The following is a 22,320-nucleotide window of genomic DNA, read 5'->3' on the forward strand; positions in this document are numbered from 1 at the left end:
CGCCCGCCCCGAGCTTCACCCCGCCGAAGTAGCGGGTGACCACGGCGACGACGTACCGCATGTCGCGGCGCAGCAGCATCTGGAGCATGGGGACGCCGGCGGTGCCGCCGGGCTCGCCGTCGTCGCTCGCCTTCTGGACGGAGGCGTCGGCGCCGATGACGTAGGCCCAGCAGTTGTGGGACGCGTCGGCGTGCTCCTTGCGGACCCTGGCGATGAAGTCCTGCGCCTCCTGCTCGGTGGCCGCCGGGGCGAGTGCGCACAGGAAGCGGGAGCGGTTGACCTCGGTCTCGTGCACGCCGGCGCGGGCGACCGTGCGGTATTCGTCCTGCATCCGGCCACCCTATGCGCGGGCCCGGGATCTACTTCTTCGCGCCCCGGGGCACAGTCACGGAGGTGAGCAGCGCGGCGCCGGGGGTGAGGTCCTGCCAGGTCGTGCCGTACCAGGACAGTACGGCGATGGCCGACGTCGGGAATTTCGTGCGGACCCGCTCCAGGCTGTCGTCGAGACCGTCACCGGCGAGCGCCAGGACCAGTTCCTCCAGGCCGGGGTTGTGCCCGATCAGCAGCAGCGTCTCCACCTCGGCCGACACCTCGTGCACGACGGCCAGCAGACCGGCGGGGCTCGCGGCGTACAGGCGCCGGTCGTACCGGACCGGCGGGGGCGTGCCCCACTCTGCGGCGGCCAGCTCCCAGGTCCGGCGGGCGCGTACGGCGGTGGAGCACAGCGTGAGGTCCGGCAGGCAGTCGGCCTCGGCCAGGGCCCGTCCGGCCGCGGGGGCGTCCCGGCGGCCACGAGGGGCGAGCGGGCGCTCGTGGTCGGCGACGTCCAGGGGCCAGGCGGACTTGGCGTGCCGCAGCACGACCAGTCGGCGCAGCGGACCCGCTCCGGCGCGCTCGATCATGACGGTGCTCCCAGATCGCGGGTGAGCTCGAGGCCGAGGAGCCGGTCGGCGTAGGCGTACGTCTCGAAACGGGCCCCGTCCGGCAGCTCCGGCTCGTTCTCCACCCGCCGCAGTTCGTCGAGCACCCGGGGCACGTCCAGATCGTCCTCCCAGGCCCCACGCAATCGCCTCCGCACGTCGTCGGGGACGGGCCGGGAGGGCCTTCGGGCCCAGCGGGCGACCGCGCCGCGCCAGCGGGCGAGGGTGGCGCCGGCCTCCTCCAGGACGCCCGCATCCAGCCGGACGGGGGCGTCGTGGTGCCGGGTGAGCAGAGCGAGGCGCAGGACGGTGGGGTCGACACCGCCCAGCGTGCCGCGTCCCACCGACTGGCCGTTCGCCGGGTCCGACTCCGAGGACTTGTCGGCCAGCGGATCCGCCTCCGCCGGCCGGCCGCTCGGTGGGCTCGGTTCCGAGGACTTGTCGGACGGCGGGCCCGACTCCGCGGACTCACCGACCGGCAGGATCGAGTCCGCCGACTCACCGCCTCGCAGGCCCGACTCCGCCGACTGCCCGCTCGGCCGACCCGACTCCGCCGCCCCGCCGACCGGCAGGCCCAGCTCCCCCGAAACCGCGTCCGAGGTCCCGGCTTCCCGCCGCTCTCCGCGCGGCGTGCCCGGCTCCGTCTCCTCCACAGGCGCGACAGCGATCCGCGCCCCGTCAGGGGCCGCTCCACCCTCGGCGGCGACATGGACGACCTGGGCCTCGCCCAGTCCGGCGCTGACGTCGGGGCTGTCCTCGAAGGGGCGGATGCCGAGGGCCGTGGCGTCCGCGCGCAGTTCCGCCTGTCGGCTCCCGCCGGTCAGCAGGGCCCACACCGGTGTGCCGCCGAGTTCCAGCGCCCGCACGAGCAGGTCCGCCACGAGCAGCACCCGCAGATTCGTCGGGTCGGAGCCGGGCGCGTGCACCTCGACACGGGTCAGGCCCCGGCGGGCCGGAGCGGCGTGGACCGGCTCGCCGGTACGGGCGTCGATGATGCGCAGCACGAGGCGAGCGTAGGACGGGCGGACGGGCACACGCAGCCATGTGCGGCTTTTTCCGGCCACCGTGGCGGGAACACCCCACCAATGGCGTGCCGGACGGATCAGGTCACCGTGCCGAAAGCCGTCCCCACGTACGACACACCACCCACTCAGCCCAGCGTCCCCAGGAACCGCACATGAGGCCGCCGCTCGGGGCCCTCACAGCTGACGGCGGCCCGCACCCCGTACACCTCGGCGATGAGTTCCTCCGTCAGGACGTCGCCCGGAGCACCACCCGCCACGACCCGCCCCGCGCTCAGGACGACGACCTGGTCGCAGTACATCGCCGCGAGGTTGAGGTCGTGCAGCGCCACGACGGTGGTGACCGGCAGGCCGGTGACCAGGGCGAGCAGGTCGAGCTGGTGGTGGATGTCGAGGTGGTTCGTCGGCTCGTCCAGGAGGAGCTCGCGGGGTTCCTGGGCGAGCGCGCGGGCGATCTGCACCCGCTGGCGTTCACCGCCCGAGAGGGTGTGCCAGGGCTGGCCGGCGCGGTCGGCGAGGCCGGTGCGTTCCAGGGCGCCGCGCACCGCGCGCTCGTCGTCCGGCGACGCCGGCGTCCAGGCGCGGCGGTGCGGCACGCGGCCCAGCCGTACGACGTCCGCGACCGTCAACTCGATCTGTGTGTCGGCCTGTTGCTCGACCACGGCGAGGCGGCGGGCGACCGTACGCCGGGGCAGGTCCCCCAGCGGCGTGCCGTCGAGGGTGACGACTCCGGCGGTCGGTGTGAGCAGTCCGGCCAGCAGCCGCAGCAGCGTGGACTTGCCGGAGCCGTTGGGGCCGAGGACGCCGACGGTGGAGCCGGTCTCCGGCGCGAGGACGACACCGTCGAGGACGAGGCGCCCGCCGGCCCGGCGACCGACCCGGTCGGCCCGCAGCCCGGCACCGCCCACCGCCGTCTCCACCCCGCTCACCGCACCCTCCGCGTCCGGTACAGCACCGCCACGAACGCCGGCACCCCGATCAGCGAGGTCACGACTCCCACCGGCACCTCCTGCGGATCCAGGACCGTACGGGCGAGCGTGTCCACCCACACCAGGAACACCGCACCGGCGAGTGCGGTGACCGGCAGCAGCCGGACGTGCCCGGGACCGGCCAGGGCCCGCGCGGCGTGCGGCAGGACCAGCCCGACGAAGCCGATCGCCCCGGCCGAGCTGACCAGCGCGGCCGTGAGCAGGGCCGTGACGCACAGCAGCACCAGGCGGGTGCGGGCCACGGACACCCCGAGCGCCGCCGCCGCGTCCTGCCCGAAGGCGAAGGCGTCGAGGGTACGGGCGTACGACAGGCACACCGCCAGCGCCACGGCCAGGACGGCCAGGCACAGCCACACGTCGGTCCAGCCCGCGCCGCCGAGCGAGCCGAGGAGCCAGAACAGCACGCCCCGGGTCGTCTCGGCGTCGGCAGCCGTCATCACGATGAAGGAGGTGAGCGCGGAGAAGAGCTGCATGGCCGCGACGCCCGCGAGGACGACCCGGTCGGTGGTGCCGCCGAGGGTGTGGCTGAGCAGCAGCACCAGCGCGAAGGACACCAGGGCGCCGAGGAACGCTCCCGCGGACACCGAGACGGCGCCGCCGCCCACGCCCAGGACGACCACCACGACCGCGCCGGTGGAGGCGCCGGAGGACACCCCGAGCACGAACGGGTCGGCGAGCGGGTTGCGCAGCAACGACTGCATCACCGCCCCGCACACGGCCAGTCCGGCCCCGCACACGGCCGCGAGCAGGGTGCGCGGCAGCCGCAGCTGCCAGACGATCCCGTCGCGGATCGGCGTCAGGTCCGAGCTGCCGAGCCCGAGGTGGGCCGCGACGGCGGACCAGACGTCCGCGACCCGGATGTCGGCCGGTCCGACGGTGATCGCCAGGGCCAGGGAGACCACCAGCAGCAAGGCGCCCGCGACACCGAGCGCGGGCCCGCGGACCGTCACTTCACGAGCCCGGACTCGCGCAGTCCGGCGGCGACCTTCTCCACGCCCTCGACCGTGCGGATGGTCGGGTTCATGGCCTGCCCGCTGAGCAGCACGTACCGCTTGTGCTTGACCGCGTCCATGTTCCTGGTGACCGGGTCGGACTCCAGGAAGGCGATCTTCTTCGCGGCCGACTCGGCGGTCTGTGACTTGCGGGTCAGGTCGCCGATGACGAGGACGTCGGGGTTTCGTTCGGCGACCGTCTCCCAGTTGATCTGCGGCCACTCCTCGTGCGTGTCGTCGAAGACGTTCTTCGCGCCGAGGGCTCGGGTGATGATGCCGGGCGCTCCGCAACAGCCCGCCATGTAGGGCGACTCGGAGTTGGCGAACCAGTACAGGAGGGTGACGTCGGAGGCGTCGATGCCCCGCGTGGCCTTCGCCATGCGCCGCTGGAGGGAGGCCACGAGCTTGTCGCCCCGTTCCTTCACCCCGAACACGGCCGCCATGTCGCGTACTTCGCCGTAGACGGTGTCGATGCCCAGTGCCTCGGCGCGCGCGCCGTCGCCGCCCCCGGAGTTGTCCTTGCCGGCACAGTCCGACGGGGAGACGTACGTGGGCACGCCGAGCTTCTCGAACTGCTCGCGGGTGGCGACACCGCCCTTGCCGAGGGTGGAGACGAAGGACGCCGCGACGAAGTCGGGGTCGGCGTCCAGCACCCGTTCGAAGGACGGGTTGTTGTCGGCGATGCGCGGCACCTTCGCGTTGGCCTTCGCCAGCCCCTTCATCACGGGGTCGGTCCAGGTGGCCGTGCCCGCGAGGCGGTCGGCGAGGCCGAGGGAGAGCAGGATCTCGGTGGTGCCCTGGTTGAGGGAGACGGCGTGCTGTGGCGCGGCCTCGACGCGCACCTCGTGGCCGCAATTGCCGAGGGTGACGGCGGCTTTCGTGGTGGTGGCCTTCGAGTCGCCGCAGCCGGTCAGGAGCAGGGAGCCGGCCGCGAGCAGGACGGCGGCACGGGCAGGTCGGGCGAGGGGCACAAGAACCAGTCCTCAGTCGTCGAGGGCTCGATCGCGGAGCCCGGTCGTACGGTGCTCCCCCGCCGCGAACCGCCGCGGGGGCCGCCAGCAGGTCTTCGGACTCGGGTTCGTCCGGTACGGGGCGCCTTCCCGGACGTCACACACGCCGTCCAGTGGCCGAGGCCCCGCCCGTCCCCCTCACCGCTGCGCGTCAGTTCCGGATTCGCACCGGATTCCCTGACCCACGTACATGGGTTCGACTGGCGTCGGCAAGCTATCACGGAGGGCGCCGGGGAATCACCGCGCACCCTGCGCCGTTGTGGGGACAGCAGTTCTTCCGTGACTTTCGAGGAGGCCGCCGGTGTACGGCGACGAGGCAACGGTCCGCAGGATTCTCACCGAGCTCGGCGACACCTGGGCCGTGGTGGGCCTGTCGTCGAACCAGCAGCGCGCGGCGTACGGCGTCGCCGCCGTGCTCCAGCGCTACGGCAAGCGCGTCGTGCCCGTACATCCGAAGGCGGAGACGGTGCACGGCGAACAGGGGTACGCCAGTCTGGCGGACATCCCCTTCGACGTGGACGTCGTGGACGTGTTCGTGAACAGCGATCTCGCCGGAACCGTCGCGGACGAGGCGGTCGCCAAGGGCGCGAAGGCGGTGTGGTTCCAGCTCGGCGTCCTCGACGAGGCGGCGTACGACCGGACCCGCGCCGCGGGCCTGGAGATGGTGATGGACCGCTGCCCGGCGATCGAGATCCCACGACTTCCTCATCGCGGCGTACAGAATTCCTGAAGCGCATTCCAGGAAATGCCCGCGCCCGGTCAAGGCTTCACAACGCGCCTTCTGCCGTCGGCTGACCCATTCCTAACCTGAGGCCTCTTGCACGCCGAACTCCCCGAGTTCATTTATGAGAGGCCCCTGAATTCATGGTAAGAGACGGCCTCCGCCGGGATGTCGGACTGATCGGCCTCATGTGGGCGTCGGTCGGATCCATCATCGGCTCCGGCTGGTTGTACGGCGCCGAGAAGGCAGTCGTGGCGGCCGGCCCCGCGGCGATCCTGTCCTGGCTGATCGGCGCGGTCGCGATCGTGCTGCTGGCACTGGTGCACGCGGAACTCGGCGGCATGTTCCCGGTCGCGGGCGGCACGGCACGCTATCCGCACTACGCGTTCGGCGGTCTCGCCGGCATGTCCTTCGGCTGGTTCTCCTGGCTCCAGGCCGCGACCGTGGCCCCGATCGAGGTCGAAGCCATGATCGGCTACGCCGGGCACTGGCACTGGGCGCAGGGCTTCCAGCACGCCAAGGACGGGACGCTGACGACGAGCGGGTTCGTCGTCGCCGTGCTCCTGATGGCCGTGTTCGTCGTCATCAACTTCCTCGGCGTGCGCATCCTGGCGCACACCAACAGCGCCGCCACCTGGTGGAAGGTGGCCGTGCCGCTGGTCGCGATCTTCATCATCGCGGCGGGCAACTTCCACCCGGGCAACTTCACCGAGCACGGCTTCGCGCCGTTCGGCGCCCACGGCGTGCTGAGCGCCGTCAGCTCCAGCGGCATCATCTTCGCCCTGCTGGGCTTCGAGCAGGCGATCCAGCTGGCGGGCGAGAGCCGCGACCCGGCCCGTGACCTGCCGCGCGCGACGCTCGGCTCGGTCGCCATCGGAGCCGCGATCTACGTCCTGCTCCAGATCGTGTTCATCGCCGCCCTGCCGCTGAGTTCCTTCGCGCACGGCTGGGCCAAGCTCGACTATCCCGGGATCAGCGGTCCTTGGGCGGGACTGGCCACCCTGCTGGGGCTCGGCTGGCTGAGCGTGGTGCTGTATTTGGACGCGGTCGTCTCCCCCGGCGGCACCGGCCTGATCTACACCACCGCCACCTCCCGCGTCTCCTACGGCCTGGCCCGCAACGGCTACGCGCCGAAGATCTTCACCCGCACCGACGCGCGGGGCGTGCCGTGGTTCGGGCTGATCGTCTCCTTCGTGACCGGTGTGGTCTGCTTCCTGCCGTTCCCGAGCTGGCAGCAGCTGGTCGGCTTCATCACCTCGGCGAGCGTGCTGATGTACGCGGGCGCCCCGCTGGCGTACGGCGTCTTCGCCGACCGGTTGCCGCAGCGCGAACGCCCCTACCGCCTGCCCGGCGGGAACGTCGTCTCCCCGCTGTCGTTCGTCGTGGCCAACCTCATCATCTACTGGTCGACCTGGGACACGCTGTGGCGGCTCGGTGTGGCCATCGTCCTCGGTTACGTCCTGCTCGGCGGATACGCCTGGTACGCCACCCGCAAGGGCCTGCCCGACGCGCCCCGGCTCGACTGGAAGGCCGCCCGGTGGCTGCCCGTCTACCTGCTGGGCATGGGCGTCATCTCCTGGCAGGGCGGCTTCGGCGGCCAGGGACACATCGGACTGTGGTGGGACATGGCCGTCATCACGGTGTTCTCCCTGGTGATCTACTACTGGGCCCGGGCGTCGGCGTCCCGGCCGGAGGAGATCGAGCGGAGCATCGGGGAGGTGGCCGTCACCGAGGTGGCCGTCCACTGACCGCACACTGACCGCCCGACCCGGTCAGTCGCCGAGGGCCGTACGGACACCGTCGATCGACGGCACGTCCGTGCGGCCCCGCGCCGATACGCAGGCCACGGCACGCCGCAGGGCCCGGTGGAGCAGCAGCGGAGCGTCCGGTCCCAGGCCATCGAGGAGCGGGGTGACGGCGTTCTCCAGCATCGCCGTCACCATGGCCCAGGCATCCGCGGTCCGGTCGTACAGCAGCCGCAGCGCGGTCCCGGGAGACCTGCCCAGGAGAATGGCGAACAGCTCGCGCAGCACCTCGTCACGCTCCACGCGTTCCCAGGGATTGTCGGTCAGGGCGAGCGTCCGCTCCAGCAGGTCCTCCGCGTCGACCAGGCCGGCCGTGGCCGGGGACCGGGCCAGTTGCAGCAACGTCACCACGCGCTGGGCGGGTTCGGCCCGCTCCGCCGCGGCCACGACGTCGGCGCACAGCGCGGCCACGGCCGGATCGCCCGCACCGTGGATCTCGGCCGTACGGGCCACCAGCGCCGCCACGGCCGGAAGCCTCGGCGAGTCCAGCAGCGGCCGCACCCGTGCGGCGCCGGCCTCCGCGCCGAGGAGAGCGATGTCCACGTAGGCCGCGTACACCTCGTCCTCCAGGACGGGCGGGGACTCGACGGCCGGGGGCGCGCCGGAAGCGGTCGCGAGGTACTCGTTAACGATGGCCGGGGCGAGCATCACGCCGGTGAGCAGCGGCCCGTGGACGTCCAGGGGCATCCGGAGCAGTGAGCGGTGTGTGTGGGCGAACGGCGGGTAGGGCTGCCGGCCGTTCATCACGTCGAACGCGTAGCGGCGGGAGGCGTCGGCGCCGAAGGCGAAGTGGAACATGGACAGCAGGTACGGAGTGCCGTCGGCGCCGAGGAAGGCCATGGCCGGGTCGGCCTCCCACGGCAGGAGCCGCACCGCGGCCTCGAATCTGCTGCGGTGGTCGGGGCGCACATAAGCCAGGGGCCCGTCCTGCTGCTGCGGCAGGTTCCACTCGTACCGGGGTATCGCGGCGTACGCCTGTCCGAACTCGGCCCACAGCCGGTCGGCCGCCGCCCGGTCCGCTCCGGCGGCGATCCCGAAGAGCCCGGCGAGTCCGACGACCCGCTCGCCGGGGTCGGTCAGGGCGTGCACGAGCGTGCGGGCGCGGTCCAGGTCCCGTACGGCGACGGCCTCGGCGAAGCAGCGGATCGTACGGGCCCAGGAGTACGGGTGGCCGACCGACCAGGTGCTGGGCGTCATGGCGCGCAGGACGTCCGACGGGTCGCTGTGGAAGCGCTGTTCGACGAGCCGCTGCCAGTCGTTGGTGTGGTTCATCACCATGGGGATCTCGGCCACGGGGTCGCTGACCGCGTTCCCCCGGGCCACGCCACCCCCTTCTTCCACCAGGTGGTAGAAGCCCCACAGCGGCGGGTTGGCCACGGGCGGTACCTCCTCGGCGGCGTGCAACGCCTCGTCCAGGATCGCGCGGGCCATGGCGAGGTCGCCTGCGTCGGCGCGCCGGTGGGCGACGAGCACGAGGGCCGAGTAGCGGTCGTGGAAGGGCGGCTGCCAGTCGGTGGTGGCGATCGCGCGGGCGTAGGCCACGGCCCGTTCCGGGGCGCGGTCGGCCAGGGCCTCGGCGAGGGTCTCCAAGTCCCCGTCGTGGTGCAGTCGGCTGAGCATGTCCCGCGACGACGGCTCGGGGGGAACCCGGGCGCAGGCGGCGTCGATCACCGCCGTCGCCGCCTCGCCGTCGAAGGCGGCGAGTACCTTCGCGGCCTTCTTCGCGTACCAGACGCCGTTGCCGAAGCGCAGGACCCGGTCGATCAGCCGGTGCGCGGCGCGGATGTCGCCGAGGGCCGCCCGGACGCGTGCGGCCTGCAAGAAGGCGTCGTCGACGAGGCCCGTCACCTCCACGGTGTCCAGACGGCGCAGCAGCTCCCGCGACAGCGCCGGGTACGGTCCCGCGGCGTGTTCGGCCGCCTCGGCCACCGCCTGGGCGAGCGCGCCGTCCTCCCCGGGCCAGGCTTCGGCCAGTTCGCGCATCGCCTGCTCGGCGAAACGGTCGGCGTGCTCGGGTCGCGTGGCCCGCAGGGTGCCGGCGAGGCGTACGAGGGACGTCAGCCGTTCCCCGGGAGCGGCGTGGCACAGGGCGCGCGCGGTCCACGCCAGCAGCTCGTCCCGGTCATCGCCGTGAGCCCGGTCCGCGAGGTCGAGGTAGGCGCCACAACGCCCGGCGCTCATCCCCGCCACGAATTCGATGGCGTCGCCGTGGTCGGCCTCGTCGGCCGCGGCACGCAGCACGTCGTCGGGCGGAGCCGGTTTCCAGGCCTCGTGCTGGGCCCGCTCCCAGAGGTGAAGGGCCAGCCGCAGGTCGTGGGGAGCGAGCCTGCGCGCCGCCTCCTCCACGAAATCCCGCGCCAGGCCGTGGGGGTCGAGCGGCGCCACGGACGCGGCCTCGCCCAGCAGGTCGCGCACGGCCGCCCGGCGCACCGGATGCGCGGTGTGGCGGTGCACCTCGAGCAGGGCGGCCACCTGCTGCCCGGACGGCGCCAGCGCGCCGAGCCGCGTCATGGCCTCGTCGACCCGGCCGAGCCGGGCCAGCAGGCCGTACACGGCGGGCGCCGCCATGGACGTCGCCCGCCGCAACTGGCGCCGTACGGTGGCCAGGAAGAGCACCGTCGGGGTGTCCGACGGTGCGGGAGCGCCGTCGAGCAGGTGGTCGGCGGCCGTCTCGACGACCCTGGCGAAGTACCGGTCGGAGCCGAACGCGGCCCGGCCGGCCAGGCGCAGCCCCGGGCACACCAGGTCCGGCGCCTCGGCGGCGATCGCGGGCCGGCACTGTACGAGGTGGTGGGCGAGGTGGGCCAGGCCGTACCGGTCCACCGCAGGCCAGTCGACGTCCGCCCAGGACGGGGCCCCGGCGCGGTAGTGGCGCACGATGCGCTCGTGCCACTCCTGTTCGGCGACGCCCCAGTCGAGGTGCTCGCGGGCGACCTGGGGGTCCGTCAGGAACTGGGCGACGGACGGGTGGTAGAAGGCGTACCGGCCGTCCCGGACGGACAGCAGCCAGCGGATCCGGCCCAGCACCGAGCGAACGGCCCGCGGCCAGACCCGGATCCCGGCCAGCGTACGCAGTTGTTCGGGAGTCAGTGGCTCGCGCGCGACGGTCAGGACGCCGAGGAGGGGCTGGGCGGCTCCCTCCCAGGCGGGAGTGACCAGGTCCGTGGCGGTCAGGGGGTCGCTGATGTCGAGCATGCCGAGGCTCTCGAGCTGCGTGCGCGCGGTCTCGACGAAGAACGCGTAGAGGCCGTGGAGGCCGTCCGGAACGGCGTCGGCGTTGGTCAGGCGGGTGGTGAGCGGTGCGTCGTCCTGGTCGATCGCCTGGCGCAGGGCCCGCAGATACATCGCCATGTACAGGAAGTTGCCGCTCGCCCGCCGGACGAGTGCGCGGGCGAACTCCACCGGGTCGCGTCCGTTCGCACGCAGCGCCTTGGCGACCGTCTCCGGGGCCAGTTCCTGGTCGGCGAAGGTGAGCAGGTCGCCCCGCACCTGAGGCGACGACGGGTCGATGGCGATCTCGGCGATGCTCCCGCCGCGGGCGGAGCGGAGCCGGTCGAGCGCGGCGTGCGGGCGCGAGGTGACGACGACCCGGACGTTCGCCGGGAGTTGCGGGCCTGTGGCGAGCCAGTCCAGCAGGGTCGCACCGGGTTCGTGGGCGCCTTCGTCGAGGGCGTCGACGAGGAGCACGATCCGCTCGTCCGGCGCGTCGGACAGCAGCACCTGCGCGGGCCCGATCAGCGCGAGGTGGGCGAGGACCGCGGGTTCGAGCAGTCGCGGCTCCACGGTCGCGGTCCCGATCTCGACGCCCAGGGCGCTGCCCGACACCCGGAGGACGTCCTGCTGGACGCGCAGGGACGCGGTCCGGTGGAACGGGGAGGCACGCAGGTCGTCGATGCGGATGCCGACCGCCCTGGCTCCCGTCTCCACCGTCCCGATGCGCTGGTCGACGGTGACCTCCAGCCGCTGCGGCTCGAACAACTCCGGCCGGGTGCGAGCCAGTTGGTGACCGACGGTGAGCAGGAACGACTGGAGGTCGCTGCCGGTGAGCGCGGTCCGACTGTCCTTGCGGATGAAGTAGTGCTGCCACTCGGGGTGGGCGCGGGCCAGGCCGGCGAGCAGGCTGGTCTTGCCCGCCCCCGGTTCGCCCGTGACGAGCACGATGCGTGTGGTGGCGTCCGACAGGCACCGCTCGATGTCGCCTGCCAGCCAGGGGCGCGGTACGAACGCGGTGGCGCGGTCCGTGATCAGGTCCTGGAAGTGCAGCCCGGGACCGCTGCCGCCGGCGCCCGTGACCGGGGCCGTCACCGCTGGTCGCGGAGGTCGACGCCGATCGCCTCGCCGCCCGCCTCGACCCGTCCGGCCCGGACGTCGCCCTTGATCCAGCCGGAGGGCCGGTCGGCCCGGACGGCCGCGACGTAGCCGGCGACGGCGTCGACGTCGATCCGCCCGTGGGTGCGCGGCACGTCGTCCGGTCGGGTCTCTCCGTCGAACGTCACGGCGATGCCGTACACGGCCTCGAGAACGCGGCGCAGGGCGTCGACGCGCCGGACCAGCGCCTCGTCCGCCGGGTCGATCTCGTCGACTCCGGAGGCGACTTCGTGCAGATCGGCGCGCAGCGCGCGCAGTTCCGCGGAGAACCGCTCCACAGCGGCGGGGTCGGCCGCGGGCAGGACAGCCGGTTCGGCGACGACGGCCGGGGTGTCCCCGGCGGACTGCTCCGCGCGGCGTTCACGGCGGGCTCTGAGCAGCTCGCCCGCCTGGTCGTAGAGGAATCTGACGCCCTCGGTGAGGGCCGCGGCGGACAGTGCCGCCAGGGGGAGCAGGTCCGTCATGGCGGCAACCGATCCTCGCTGTCGTCAGGGCCCATCACACTACCGCTGCGGAATCCTCCTCGCTCGGCGATCGGATCGTCATAATGTGCGGGTGACCTCGACAGCCCCCCGCACCGACCCGCCGCCCCCGCACCGCGTTCCGGTCGTCGTCGTGGGCGCCGGTCCCGCGGGGCTGACCGTCGGCAACATCCTGCGGGCCGCGTCCGTGGACTGCCTGGTACTGGAGACCGAGACCCGGGAGTTCATCGAACAGCGGCCCCGGGCCGGAGTCATCGAGGAATGGGCCGTACGGGGCCTGGAGAAGCGGGGCCTCGCCCGGAACCTGCTGGACCGCGCGGAGTTGCACAGCGCGTGCGAGTTCCGCTTCGACGGCGAGCGGTACCGGTTCCCCTACGGCGAGCTGACGGGAAGTCACCACTTCGTCTACCCGCAGCCGTTGCTGGTGACGGACCTCGTGCGCGAGTACGCCGACGCACGCGGCGGACAGATCCGCTTCGGCGTCCGGGACGTGCGGGTGCACGACATCGACACCGACCGGCCGTCGGTGTCGTACACCTGCCCCGAGACGGGTGAACACCGGGTCGTGCACTGCGACTTCGTGGCCGGCTGCGACGGGGCGCGCGGGGTGACGCGGGCCGCCCTGCCGCCGGAGCGGGTCCGTGTCGCGCGGCACGACTACGGCATCGGCTGGCTGGCCCTGCTCGCCGAGGCGCCGCCGTCCGCCGACTGCGTGCTGTTCGGCTGCCACTCCAGGGGGTTCGCCGGGCAGATGCCCCGCAGCCCGGAGGTGACCCGCTACTACCTCCAGTGCCCGCCGGGCGACGACCCGGAGAACTGGCCGCACGAGCGGGTCTGGGCGGAGCTCCACGAGCGGCTCGGGGCGTCCGGTGCGCCGCCGCTGACCGAGGGGCGGCTGATCGAGAAGCGCGTGCTGGACATGCACGACTACGTGGTCGAGCCGATGGTGTCCGGCCGGCTCTTCCTCGCCGGTGACGCCGCCCATCTGGTCGCCCCCATCGCCGCCAAGGGCATGAATCTCGCCCTGCACGACGCCTTCCTGCTCGGCGACGCCCTGGTGGCCCACCTGACCGGCGGGGACGACAGCGGCCTCGGCGGCTATGCGCAGGCATGCCTGCGGCGGGTGTGGGACTACCAGGAGTTCTCGCAGTGGCTGTCCGAGGTGTACCACGGCACGGCCGCGGGCGACCCATTCCGCGCGGGCACCACGCTCGCCCGGCTGCGCCGCCTGTTCACCTCGCCCGCGGCGGCCGCCGCCTTCGCCGAGCAGTACCTGGGGACGGCCGCGCGGTACTGACTCAGTCGTGGACGGGCCGGTCGCTGAGCCGGTGGTCGGCCACGTTCAGCGCCTCGTCCACGAGCCGGCGCAGATGGCCGTCGCGGAGCGCGTAGATCACCCGGCGGCCCTCCTTGCGCGTGGTCACCAGGCCCGCGAGACGCAGCCGCGCCAGGTGCTGGCTGACGGCGGGCCGGGCCGCCCCGCAGGTCTGTGTGAGGGTCGTGACGTCGGCTTCCCCCTCGGCCAGCGCGTGCAGCAGGGCGAGCCGGGTGCGGTCGCCCAGCAGGGCGAGGAGTTCGGCCGCGAGCGCGAACTGTTCCTCGCCGGGGCTGCGCGGATGCGCATCGTGCGCAGGTGATAGGTGCATGCGTGCGCTCATACGCACATAATGGCGCCATGGGCGTGGGCACGTCCACTCGCACGCACCGGAAGGGGACTCACGTGAGCGACCGGCACGAGCATCCACAGCACCACTCCCCCACCGGCCTCCGCCACCGCCTCTCCCACCTCCTCACGCCGCACTCCCACGAGACGGCCGACAAGGTCGACCCGGCACTGGAGTCCTCGGCCCGCGGGATGCGGGCGCTGTGGGTCTCGCTCGCGGTGCTCGGGGTGACGGCACTGGCGCAGGCGGTCGTGGTGGCCGCCTCCGGCTCGGTGGCGCTGCTCGGGGACACCGTGCACAACGCTGCGGACGCGCTGACCGCCGTGCCGCTCGGGATCGCGTTCGTGCTCGGCCGGCGCGCGGCCACCCGGCGCTTCACCTACGGCTACGGGCGGGCCGAGGACTTGGCGGGCCTGGTGATCGTGCTGACGATAGCCGCGTCGGCGGCCTTCGCCGGGTGGACGGCGGTCGACCGCCTCCTCGACCCGCGCCCGGTCCAGCACGTCCCGGCGGTCGCCGTGGCCGCCCTCGTGGGGTTCGCGGGCAACGAGTGGGTGGCCCGCTACCGCATCCGCGTCGGCCGTGCGATCGGCTCGGCCGCGCTGGTCGCCGACGGGCTGCACGCCCGCACCGACGGCTTCACCTCACTGGCCGTGCTGCTGGGCGCCGGAGGGTCGGCCCTGGGCTGGCAACCGGCCGACCCGATCGTCGGGCTGGCGATCACGGCGGCGATCGCGCTGGTGCTGCGGGACGCCGCGCGGGAGGTGTTCCGCCGAGTGATGGACGCGGTCGACCCGGCCCTGGTGGACCGGGCCGAGCGGGCGCTGACCGAGGTCCCCGGGGTGCGCGGGGTCGGTGAGCTGCGGCTGCGCTGGATCGGTCACCGGCTGCGCGCCGAGGTCGCGGTCGTGGTGGACGGTGACGTGACCGTACGCCAGGCCCACCGCATCGCCGTCGACGCCGAGCACGCGCTGCTGCACGCCGTGCCCCGCCTCACCGCGGCCCTGGTCCACGCCGACCCGGAACCGGCCCCGGGCGAGGCCGACCCACACCTGCCGCTGGCCCACCACGCGGCGGCGTAGGACCTGCCCTCAGGCGACCCCGAGCCTCTCCAGCACCACCGCGCCCGGCAGTTCCGCGAACGCCTTGCCCGGCACGAGCAGCTTGCCGCGCCGCCGGCCGCTGCCGACCAGCACGTACGGCAGGTCGACGACGGCCGCGTCCACCAGTACGGGCCAGCCGCCGGGCAGTCCGAGCGGGGTGATGCCGCCGTACTCCATGCCGGTCTCCCCGGTCGCCGTGCCCATCGCGGCGAACGAGGCCTTGCGGGCGCCTAGTTGGCGGCGTACGGCGCCGTTGACGTCGACCCGGGTGGTGGACAGCACCACGCACGCGGCGAGCGTGGACTCGCCGCCACGCTTGCCCGCGACGACCACGCAGTTCGCGGACCGCTCCAGCAGGTCACGGCCGTAGTGCTCCACGAAGGTGGCCGTGTCGGCCCACTCCGGGTCGGTGTCGACGTAGAGGATCTGGTCGGCGGGGACGCTGCCCTGCCAGTGGCGTACGGCGTCGGCGACCGGGCCGGTGAGCTCGTCGAGGCAGGCGGGGGCCGGGCGGGCGTCGTCGAAGTGTCCGATGGGTGCGCGCATGGCGGCACGTTAACAACACCGGACCGCCCTCGGACCGGGCGTCTCAGGTCACGGGCGGCACCGAGACGGCCATCATCATCTCCATCGGCACGTCTCCGGTGTTGCCGTACGTGTGCGGGAGGTTGGCCTCGAAGGACACGCTCGCGCCGGCGGGGACGCGGTGCTCCACGCCGTCGACGGTGAGGGTCAGCTCCCCGGCCGTGACGTGGAGCAGTTCCATCGTGCCGGCGGGGTGCGGGTCGGACGGGCTGCTCTCGCCGGGCATGAGCCGCCAGTCCCACATCTCCAGCGGCCCGGGTGCCTCGGTGCCCGCAAGCAGCCGGTTGTAGCTGCCGGCCTCGGTGTGCCACAGCCGTACGGCCTGCTCCGCGGGGACGATGCGGACCTTCGGGCCCTGCTCGTAGTCGAGGAGGGTGGTGATGCTGACGCCGAGCGCGTCGCCGATCTTGACGACCGTGCCGAGGCTGGGGTTGGTGCGGGCCTGCTCGATCTGGATGAGCATGCCGCGGCTGACACCCGCCCGGGCGGCGAGCACGTCCAGGGTGAAGCCGCGCACCGCGCGCCAGTGCTTGACGCTGCGCGCCAGTGACTGGGTCAGCAGGTCGAGGTCCGACACGTTCCGTCCAATATTCTGTATGACATAGTGCAACTCACTGCACTACGGTGTGGTTGACCTGATCGTTCACCGAACTGTACTGCGAGGCATCCGCCCATGACAGCGCTCTTCGCCCTGGCCACCAGCCTGCTGTGGGGACTGGCCGACTTCGGCGGCGGACTGCTGACCCGGCGCACGCCCGCGCTGACGGTGGTCGTCGTCTCGCAGTCGATCGCGGTCGTCGTCCTGGGCGTGCTGGTGGTGGCCACGGGCGGCTGGAGCGAGGCGGGGCCGCAGCTGTGGTTCGCGGTGGCGGCCGGTCTGGTCGGGCCGGTGGCGATGCTCGCCTTCTACAAGGCCCTCGCGCTGGGCCCGATGGGGGTGGTCTCGCCGCTGGGCTCGATCGGCGTGGCCGTGCCGGTCGGGGTGGGCCTGGTGCTGGGCGAGCGCCCCGGCGTGCTCCAGTTCGTCGGCATCCTCGTCGCCGTCGCCGGCGTCTGCCTGGCCGGCGGGCCCCAGTTCCGCGGCGCCCCCGTCCAGCGCCAGGCCATCGCCCTGACCCTCCTCGCGGCCTTCGGCTTCGGCGCGGTGATGGCCCTGATCACCGAGGCCTCGACCACACTGACCGGGCTGTTCCTGGCGCTGTTCGTGCAGCGGGTGACGAATGTCGCCGCCGGCGGACTGGCGCTGTACGTGTCGGTGCGGCGCGGGGCGCCCGCCCTTCCGGCGGGCGGCTTCCCGTGGCGCTCCCTGCCGGCACTTGCCTTCGTCGGCCTCGCGGACGTCGCCGCGAACGGCACGTACTCGATCGCCGCGCAGCACGGCCCGGTCACCGTCGCCGCCGTGCTCGCCTCGCTCTACCCGGTGGTCACGGCCGTGGCCGCGCGCGGTGTGCTCCGCGAACGGCTGCGGGCGGTGCAGGCCGCGGGTGCGGGGCTGGCCCTGGTGGGGACGGTGCTGCTGGCGTCGGGCTGAGCCGACCGGGGCCGTTCAGGAACCCGGCTCCAGCTCGGCCAGTCCGGCCGCCGCCTCCTCGTCCAGCTCGGCGAGCCGGGCCGCCGCCTCCTCGTCCAGGCCCGACAGGGCGCACAGCTGCTCGGGCGTGACGCCCTCCGGTATCGGCACCGGCTGCGGGGTGCGCAGCGGCGGCTGCCAGCCGTCGGCCGGTGTCCAGCGCCGTACGACGCGCGCCGGCGCGCCCGCCACCACGGCGTGGTCGGGCACCGCGCCCCGGACGACCGCTCCCGCTGCCACCACCACGTTCCGCCCGATCCGGGCACCCGGCAGGACCACCGCGCCCGTGCCGATCCAGCAGCCGGGCCCGATCTCCACCGGCTCCATCCGCGGCCACTGCTTGCCGATGGGCTCGTGCGGGTCGTCGTAGGAGTGGTTCGTGGACGTGACGTAGACGTACGGACCGAAGTAGCAGTCGCTGCCGATGGTGACCGTCGTGTCCGCGATGACGTGGCTGCCGCGGCCCAGGACGACGCCGTCGCCGATGCGCAGGATCGGGTCCGGGCCGAGGTCGAGGTCGGGCATGAGGCCCGCGGTGAGGGTGACCTGCTCGCCGATGACGCAGTGGGCGCCCAGGTGGATCCAGGGTTCGCCGAAGACCGTGCCGAGCGGGAAGGCGAGTCTGGTACCTGTTCCCATCGCGCCGAATCGGTAGCGTCCGGGGTGCTCGGCGGTCACGGAACCCGTGCGCTGCGCCCAGGCCCAGCCCGCGTGGACGACGCGCTGCGCGAGGCCGCGCCGCCAGGATGAGAACGTGTTCTTGCGCTTCGGCACGAGGTCACCGTACTCAGCGGACGGAGCCCGTATGGGGGCGAGGGCCTGTGATCTTCGCCCTACCAGGTGGCGTACGGTGCGGGTGGTCTACGACGTTTCCGGGAGGCGGACATGGGACAGCGGGCGATGATCACGGGCATCGGGGGCAGGGAGCCGCAGATCGACGAGACGGCGTTCGTGGCGCCGACGGCGTCGGTGATCGGGGGCGTGACGCTGGGGGTGGGCGCGAGCGTCTGGTACGGGGCCGTCCTGCGCGGTGACGTCGAGACGATCTCCGTCGGGGCGAGCAGCAACGTCCAGGACAACTGCACCCTCCATGCCGACCCGGGGTTTCCCGTCACGGTGGGTGAGCGGGTGTCGATCGGGCACAACGCGGTGGTGCACGGGGCGACCGTCGAGGACGACTGTCTGATCGGGATGGGGGCGACGGTTCTGAACGGGGCGGTGATCGGGGCCGGGTCGCTCGTCGCCGCGCAGGCGCTGGTGCCGCAGGGCATGGTCGTGCCGCCCGGGTCGCTGGTGGCGGGGGTGCCTGCGAAGGTGCGGCGGGAGCTGTCGGAGGAGGAGCGGCAGGGGGTCACCCTCAACGGCACGATGTACGCCGAGTTGGCGAAGGCGCACCGTGAGGTGCACGCGTAGGTTCGTACAGACCTACTCAGCCGCGACAGCAGGTGCTGCCTTCTTCGCCTTGCGCTTGAGGACCAGCATCGACGTGAGGCCGACGAGGACCGCCGCCACCAGGCCCAGCCACGAGAAGCGCTTCAGCCAGGACTCGGCGACGATGCCCACGTAGTAGATGACCGCTGTCGTGCCGCCTGCCCAGAGGATGCCGCCGAGGATGTTGGCGGTGAGGAACTTCCAGTACGGCATCCGGAGCACACCGGCGAGCGGGCCCGCGAAGATGCGGAGGAGGGCGACGAAGCGGCCGAAGAAGACGGCCCACATGCCCCACTTCTCGAAGGACCGCTCGGCGGTGGCGATGTGGCCCTCGCTGAAGTGCTTGGGGAACTTCTGGCCCAGCCAGGCCAGCAGGGGGCGGCCGCCCTTGCGTCCGATGGCGTAGCCGATGGAGTCGCCGATGATCGCGCCGGCCGTGGCGCTGGCGCCGAGGACGACGGGGTCGATGTCACCGTGCTGGGAGGCGAGCAGCGCGGAGGAGACGAGGATGATCTCGCCCGGCAGCGGGATGCCCAGGCTTTCCAGGCCGATGACCACTCCCACCAGTGCGTAGACGGCCACCGCGGGTACGGTTTCGAGCCACTCCTGGACGTGCAACGCCGGATCCTTTCCCTGTGCTTCCCTGCGAGCACGGGAAGCCTACCGGTTGACAAGACGTCCCCCGCGGCTCAGGCGTTCCAGTTCCACTCGGCGACCTCGGGCAGGTCGGTGCCGTGCTCACGGATCCAGGCGTGGTGGCGGGTGCGGGCGTCGGCCATGCGCTGGCGTACGGCCGTGGCGCGCACCGCGAGCCCCGGGACGCGGTCGATGACGTCCATGACGAGGCGGTAGCGGTCGAGGTCGTTGCGGACGACCATGTCGAAGGGCGTGGTGGTGGTGCCGGCCTCCTTGTAGCCGCGCACGTGCAGGTGCTGGTGGCCGGTGCGGCGGTAGGCCAGGCGGTGGATCAGCCACGGGTAGCCGTGGTAGGCGAAGATCACGGGCTTGTCGGTGGTGAAGAGGCCGTCGTACTCGAAGTCGTTCATGCCGTGCGGGTGTTCCTCCCGGGGCAGCAGCCGGGCGAGGTCGACGACGTTCACCACGCGGACCGACAGGTCGGGCAGGTGCCGGCGCAGCAGGTGCGCGGCGGCCAGGGTCTCCTGGGTGGGGACGTCTCCGGCGCAGGCCAGCACCACGTCGGGTTCGCGGGAGCCGTCCTCGGTGCCGGCCCAGTCCCAGATGCCGGCGCCGCGGGCACAGTGGACCCGGGCCTCGTCCATCGACAGCCAGTCGAAGCAGGGCTGCTTGCCGGCCACGACGACGTTGACGTAGTCGCGGCTGCGCAGGGCGTGGTCCGCGACGGACAGCAGGGTGTTCGCGTCCGGCGGGAGGTAGACCCGCACGACCTCGGGGCTCTTGTTGAGGACGTGGTCGACGAAGCCGGGGTCCTGGTGGGAGAAGCCGTTGTGGTCCTGCCGCCACACGTGCGAGGTCAGCAGGTAGTTGAGGGAGGCGATGGGGGCGCGCCACGGCAGGCGGCGGGAGGTGCGCAGCCACTTGATGTGCTGGTTGACCATCGAGTCGACGATGTGCACGAACGCCTCGTAGCAGGAGAACAGCCCGTGCCGGCCGGTGAGCAGATAGCCCTCCAGCCAGCCCTGGCAGAGGTGTTCGGAGAGGATCTCCATCACCCGGCCGTGCCGGTCGAGGTGCTCGTCGACGTCGAGGGTCCCGGCCTGCCAGGCCTTGCCGCTGGCGTCGAAGACGGCCTGGAGCCGGTTGGAGGCGGTCTCGTCCGGGCCGACCAGGCGGAAGTCACGGCGGTCGGCGGTGTCCCGCATGACCTGGGCGAGGAGGTCGCCGAGGACGCGCGTGGGCTCGTGCAGGGTCGTGCCCGGCTTGTCGACGGGGACGGCGAAGTCGTCCAGCGACGGGATCGGCAGGTCGCGGACGAGCAGCCCACCGTTGGCGTACGGGGTGGCGCCGAGCCGCCTGCTGCCCTCGGGGACGCAGGCCAGGACGTTCGCGACCGGCCGGCCCTCGGCATCGAAGAGTTCCTCGGGCCGGTAGGAGCGCAGCCAGGCCTCCAGTTGCCGCAGGTGGTCCGGGTTGTCACGGACACCGGCCAGCGGCACCTGGTGGGAGCGCCAGGTGCCCTCGACCGGCTCGCCGTCGACCTCGGCCGGGCCGGTCCAGCCCTTCGGGGTGCGCAGCACGATCACCGGCCAGTGCGGGCGCTCGGTCACGCCCTCCTCGCGGGCGGCGCGCTGGGCCTCGGCGATGCGGTCGAGCGCGGTGTCCATCGCCTGGGCCATCGCGCGGTGGACGGCGGCCGGGTCGTCGCCGCTGACGTGGATCGGCTCGTGGCCGTAGCCACGCAGGAGCGCGTCGAGCTCGGACTGCGGGAGGCGGGACAGCACGGTCGGGTTGGCGATCTTGTAGCCGTTGAGGTGCAGGATCGGCAGGACGGCACCGTCGTGGACGGGGTCGAGGAACTTGTTGGCGTGCCAGGACGCGGCGAGCGGGCCGGTCTCCGCCTCGCCGTCGCCGATCACGCAGGCGACCAGCAGGCCGGGGTGGTCGAGGGCGGCGCCGTAGGCGTGGGCGAGGGAGTAGCCGAGCTCGCCGCCCTCGTGGATCGAGCCGGGCACCTCCGGGGCGACGTGGCTGGGCACGCCGCCGGGGAACGAGAACTGGCGCATCAGCAGCTCCATGCCTTGCGCGTCCCGTGTCACGTCCGGGTACGTCTCGCTGTAGCTGCCCTCCAGCCAGGAGTTGGCCAGCACCGACGGGCCGCCGTGGCCCGGGCCCCAGATGCACAGCGCGTCCAGCGCGCGGTTCTTGATCACCCGGTTGAGGTGCGTGTGGACGAGGTTGAGTCCGGGCGAGGTGCCCCAGTGGCCCAGCAGCCGCGGTTTGATGTGCTCGGGCCGCAGCGGCTCGGTCAGCAGCGGGTTCGCCAGCAGATAGATCTGACCGGCCGCCAGGTAGTTGGCGGCCCGCCAGTGGGCGTCCAGCGTGCGCAGTTCCTCGTCGGTGGGTTGCGTGCTGCTGTCCTGGCGCGGGGCCTCGGGCATGAGTGATGACTCCCTGGGTTCTGCGACGGCCTCAGGAGGAGTACCAGTCTGTTCCGGTTCGATGCCGGGCGCCTCCCGGCCATGTGCCGCCGCTGTGCGGCGCGCGCCGCGTCAGCCACCCACCCGTGCGCTCGTCCGCAGCCCCAGATCCCGTGACGACGCCCCGATCCACAGGGTGCGCGGACCGGTGCCGGGCACCCAGTCGTGGGCCTTCGGTCCCAGGAAGACGAAGACAGGGTCCGCCGCTCGACGCGCACGGTGATACGCCGCTGCTCCCCGGCCCATGACGCGGGCGCCGGCGCCCGGGCCGTGTCCGTCCCGCGCCTGGGCACGGGACGGCACGGCGAGACCACCGGCGGCCGCCGCGACGACGGCGATCGCTCCGCCGAGCAGACGCAGGGCGGACCGTCGGGGGAATCGGGCGACGGTGTCGGTCATGCAACGCCCTATGTGCCAGGACGGACTGACACCTCGTCGGGCACCACCGGCGGACCGGGTGAACCGCGGGCCGGGTGAACCGCAGACCGGGTGAACCGCGGACCGGGAGCCGGGGGTCAGGAGCCGGGGGCGGGTCACCCGAC

At 73.0% G+C, this 22,320-nt stretch carries 21 protein-coding genes and 1 riboswitch; of the genes, 6 read left to right on the forward strand and 15 right to left on the reverse strand.

The window, feature by feature from the left end:
* From CA983_RS20200 to CA983_RS20225, 6 genes are all read right to left on the reverse strand, one after another.
* Positions 1-331 (reverse strand): IMPACT family protein (locus CA983_RS20200; RefSeq protein ID WP_143645517.1); only part of this gene is annotated, 331 nt, incomplete at its 3' end.
* Between the two features lie 28 nt (positions 332-359).
* Positions 360-902 (reverse strand): SixA phosphatase family protein, encoded by a 543-nt coding sequence (locus CA983_RS20205; protein ID WP_086602308.1) that lies wholly within the window; start codon positions 900-902, stop codon positions 360-362.
* Positions 899-1,924 (reverse strand): hypothetical protein, encoded by a 1,026-nt coding sequence (locus CA983_RS20210; RefSeq protein ID WP_208636998.1) that lies wholly within the window; start codon positions 1,922-1,924, stop codon positions 899-901. Before CA983_RS20210 ends, CA983_RS20205 begins: the two co-directional genes overlap by 4 nt.
* A gap of 146 nt (positions 1,925-2,070) precedes the next feature.
* Positions 2,071-2,871 (reverse strand): ABC transporter ATP-binding protein, encoded by an 801-nt coding sequence (locus CA983_RS20215; protein WP_425276459.1) that lies wholly within the window; start codon positions 2,869-2,871, stop codon positions 2,071-2,073.
* Positions 2,868-3,881 (reverse strand): FecCD family ABC transporter permease, encoded by a 1,014-nt coding sequence (locus tag CA983_RS20220; protein ID WP_086602309.1) that lies wholly within the window; start codon positions 3,879-3,881, stop codon positions 2,868-2,870. Before CA983_RS20220 ends, CA983_RS20215 begins: the two co-directional genes overlap by 4 nt.
* The gene (locus CA983_RS20225; RefSeq protein ID WP_086602310.1) at positions 3,878-4,894 is read right to left on the reverse strand and encodes an ABC transporter substrate-binding protein; all 1,017 of its coding nucleotides are present in this window, start codon (positions 4,892-4,894) and stop codon (positions 3,878-3,880) included. Before CA983_RS20225 ends, CA983_RS20220 begins: the two co-directional genes overlap by 4 nt.
* 69 nt (positions 4,895-4,963) lie before the next feature.
* Positions 4,964-5,153: riboswitch (cobalamin riboswitch) on the reverse strand.
* 81 nt (positions 5,154-5,234) lie between these two features.
* Between CA983_RS20225 and CA983_RS20230 the strand changes: the two genes are divergently transcribed.
* Together CA983_RS20230 and CA983_RS20235 are read left to right on the forward strand one after the other, a co-directional pair.
* Positions 5,235-5,663, forward strand: a complete 429-nt coding sequence (locus tag CA983_RS20230; protein ID WP_086602311.1) for a CoA-binding protein — start codon at positions 5,235-5,237, stop codon at positions 5,661-5,663.
* A 134-nt stretch (positions 5,664-5,797) separates the two neighbouring features.
* Positions 5,798-7,402 carry an APC family permease gene (locus CA983_RS20235; protein ID WP_086602312.1) on the forward strand — a complete coding sequence of 535 codons (1,605 nt, stop codon included), beginning with the start codon at positions 5,798-5,800 and terminating at the stop codon, positions 7,400-7,402.
* A gap of 24 nt (positions 7,403-7,426) precedes the next feature.
* Here CA983_RS20235 and CA983_RS20240 read toward each other — a convergent pair whose 3' ends face one another.
* Together CA983_RS20240 and CA983_RS20245 are read right to left on the reverse strand one after the other, a co-directional pair.
* Positions 7,427-11,764, reverse strand: coding sequence for an ATP-binding protein (locus CA983_RS20240; RefSeq protein WP_086602313.1), 4,338 nt, complete (start codon positions 11,762-11,764; stop codon positions 7,427-7,429).
* Positions 11,761-12,291 carry a hypothetical protein gene (locus CA983_RS20245; RefSeq protein ID WP_086602314.1) on the reverse strand — a complete coding sequence of 177 codons (531 nt, stop codon included), beginning with the start codon at positions 12,289-12,291 and terminating at the stop codon, positions 11,761-11,763. Before CA983_RS20245 ends, CA983_RS20240 begins: the two co-directional genes overlap by 4 nt.
* Before the next feature lie 91 nt (positions 12,292-12,382).
* Between CA983_RS20245 and CA983_RS20250 the strand changes: the two genes are divergently transcribed.
* On the forward strand, positions 12,383-13,606 hold the full coding sequence (locus tag CA983_RS20250) for a 4-hydroxybenzoate 3-monooxygenase (protein WP_086602315.1): 1,224 nt from the start codon (positions 12,383-12,385) through the stop codon (positions 13,604-13,606).
* A 1-nt stretch (position 13,607) separates the two neighbouring features.
* Here CA983_RS20250 and CA983_RS20255 read toward each other — a convergent pair whose 3' ends face one another.
* Entirely contained in the window at positions 13,608-13,967 is a 360-nt protein-coding gene (locus CA983_RS20255; RefSeq protein ID WP_167407417.1) for an ArsR/SmtB family transcription factor, read from the reverse strand.
* A 17-nt stretch (positions 13,968-13,984) separates the two neighbouring features.
* Between CA983_RS20255 and CA983_RS20260 the strand changes: the two genes are divergently transcribed.
* The gene (locus CA983_RS20260) at positions 13,985-15,055 is read left to right on the forward strand and encodes a cation diffusion facilitator family transporter (RefSeq protein ID WP_425276460.1); all 1,071 of its coding nucleotides are present in this window, start codon (positions 13,985-13,987) and stop codon (positions 15,053-15,055) included.
* A 9-nt stretch (positions 15,056-15,064) separates the two neighbouring features.
* On the opposite strand, the gene CA983_RS20265 is transcribed toward CA983_RS20260, so the two are convergent.
* Together CA983_RS20265 and CA983_RS20270 are read right to left on the reverse strand one after the other, a co-directional pair.
* A complete protein-coding gene (locus tag CA983_RS20265; RefSeq protein WP_086602318.1) occupies positions 15,065-15,622 on the reverse strand; it encodes a YbaK/EbsC family protein in 558 nt (185 codons plus the stop codon).
* 43 nt (positions 15,623-15,665) lie between these two features.
* Complete coding sequence (locus CA983_RS20270; RefSeq protein ID WP_086602319.1) at positions 15,666-16,238, reverse strand: helix-turn-helix domain-containing protein; 573 nt, start codon at positions 16,236-16,238, stop codon at positions 15,666-15,668.
* Between the two features lie 96 nt (positions 16,239-16,334).
* Here CA983_RS20270 and CA983_RS20275 point away from each other — a divergent pair, with 96 nt between their 5' ends.
* The gene (locus CA983_RS20275; RefSeq protein WP_086602320.1) at positions 16,335-17,192 is read left to right on the forward strand and encodes a DMT family transporter; all 858 of its coding nucleotides are present in this window, start codon (positions 16,335-16,337) and stop codon (positions 17,190-17,192) included.
* A 15-nt stretch (positions 17,193-17,207) separates the two neighbouring features.
* On the opposite strand, the gene CA983_RS20280 is transcribed toward CA983_RS20275, so the two are convergent.
* Complete coding sequence (locus tag CA983_RS20280) at positions 17,208-18,005, reverse strand: acyltransferase (RefSeq protein WP_086602321.1); 798 nt, start codon at positions 18,003-18,005, stop codon at positions 17,208-17,210.
* Between the two features lie 111 nt (positions 18,006-18,116).
* Here CA983_RS20280 and CA983_RS20285 point away from each other — a divergent pair, with 111 nt between their 5' ends.
* Positions 18,117-18,644 carry a gamma carbonic anhydrase family protein gene (locus CA983_RS20285; RefSeq protein ID WP_086602322.1) on the forward strand — a complete coding sequence of 176 codons (528 nt, stop codon included), beginning with the start codon at positions 18,117-18,119 and terminating at the stop codon, positions 18,642-18,644.
* 12 nt (positions 18,645-18,656) lie between these two features.
* On the opposite strand, the gene CA983_RS20290 is transcribed toward CA983_RS20285, so the two are convergent.
* The 3 genes from CA983_RS20290 to CA983_RS20300 all read right to left on the reverse strand — a co-directional run bounded on the left by CA983_RS20290 (position 18,657) and on the right by CA983_RS20300 (position 22,177).
* Positions 18,657-19,280: a DedA family protein gene (locus CA983_RS20290; RefSeq protein ID WP_086602323.1), complete on the reverse strand. Its 624-nt coding sequence runs from the start codon at positions 19,278-19,280 to the stop codon at positions 18,657-18,659.
* Between the two features lie 71 nt (positions 19,281-19,351).
* Complete coding sequence (locus tag CA983_RS20295; RefSeq protein WP_086602324.1) at positions 19,352-21,739, reverse strand: phosphoketolase family protein; 2,388 nt, start codon at positions 21,737-21,739, stop codon at positions 19,352-19,354.
* Positions 21,740-21,850: 111 nt separating this feature from the next.
* Positions 21,851-22,177 carry a hypothetical protein gene (locus CA983_RS20300; protein WP_086602325.1) on the reverse strand — a complete coding sequence of 109 codons (327 nt, stop codon included), beginning with the start codon at positions 22,175-22,177 and terminating at the stop codon, positions 21,851-21,853.
* Between the last annotated feature and the right edge of the window lie 143 nt (positions 22,178-22,320).

Source organism: Streptomyces swartbergensis (assembly GCF_002148965.1).
GTDB classification, from domain to species: domain Bacteria; phylum Actinomycetota; class Actinomycetes; order Streptomycetales; family Streptomycetaceae; genus Streptomyces; species Streptomyces swartbergensis.

Bases quoted from the DNA above. Each gene is read 5' to 3' on its own strand.
- CA983_RS20245 (WP_086602314.1), bottom strand. From the start codon at position 12,291: ATGACGGACCTGCTCCCCCTGGCGGCACTGTCCGCCGCGGCCCTCACC.
- CA983_RS20265 (WP_086602318.1), bottom strand. From the start codon at position 15,622: ATGCGCGCACCCATCGGACACTTCGACGACGCCCGCCCGGCCCCCGCC.
- CA983_RS20295 (WP_086602324.1), bottom strand. From the start codon at position 21,739: ATGCCCGAGGCCCCGCGCCAGGACAGCAGCACGCAACCCACCGACGAG.
- CA983_RS20300 (WP_086602325.1), bottom strand. From the start codon at position 22,177: ATGACCGACACCGTCGCCCGATTCCCCCGACGGTCCGCCCTGCGTCTG.
- CA983_RS20235 (WP_086602312.1), top strand. From the start codon at position 5,798: ATGGTAAGAGACGGCCTCCGCCGGGATGTCGGACTGATCGGCCTCATG.
- CA983_RS20205 (WP_086602308.1), bottom strand. From the start codon at position 902: ATGATCGAGCGCGCCGGAGCGGGTCCGCTGCGCCGACTGGTCGTGCTG.
- CA983_RS20260 (WP_425276460.1), top strand. From the start codon at position 13,985: ATGGGCGTGGGCACGTCCACTCGCACGCACCGGAAGGGGACTCACGTG.
- CA983_RS20285 (WP_086602322.1), top strand. From the start codon at position 18,117: ATGGGACAGCGGGCGATGATCACGGGCATCGGGGGCAGGGAGCCGCAG.
- CA983_RS20255 (WP_167407417.1), bottom strand. From the start codon at position 13,967: ATGAGCGCACGCATGCACCTATCACCTGCGCACGATGCGCATCCGCGC.
- CA983_RS20275 (WP_086602320.1), top strand. From the start codon at position 16,335: ATGACAGCGCTCTTCGCCCTGGCCACCAGCCTGCTGTGGGGACTGGCC.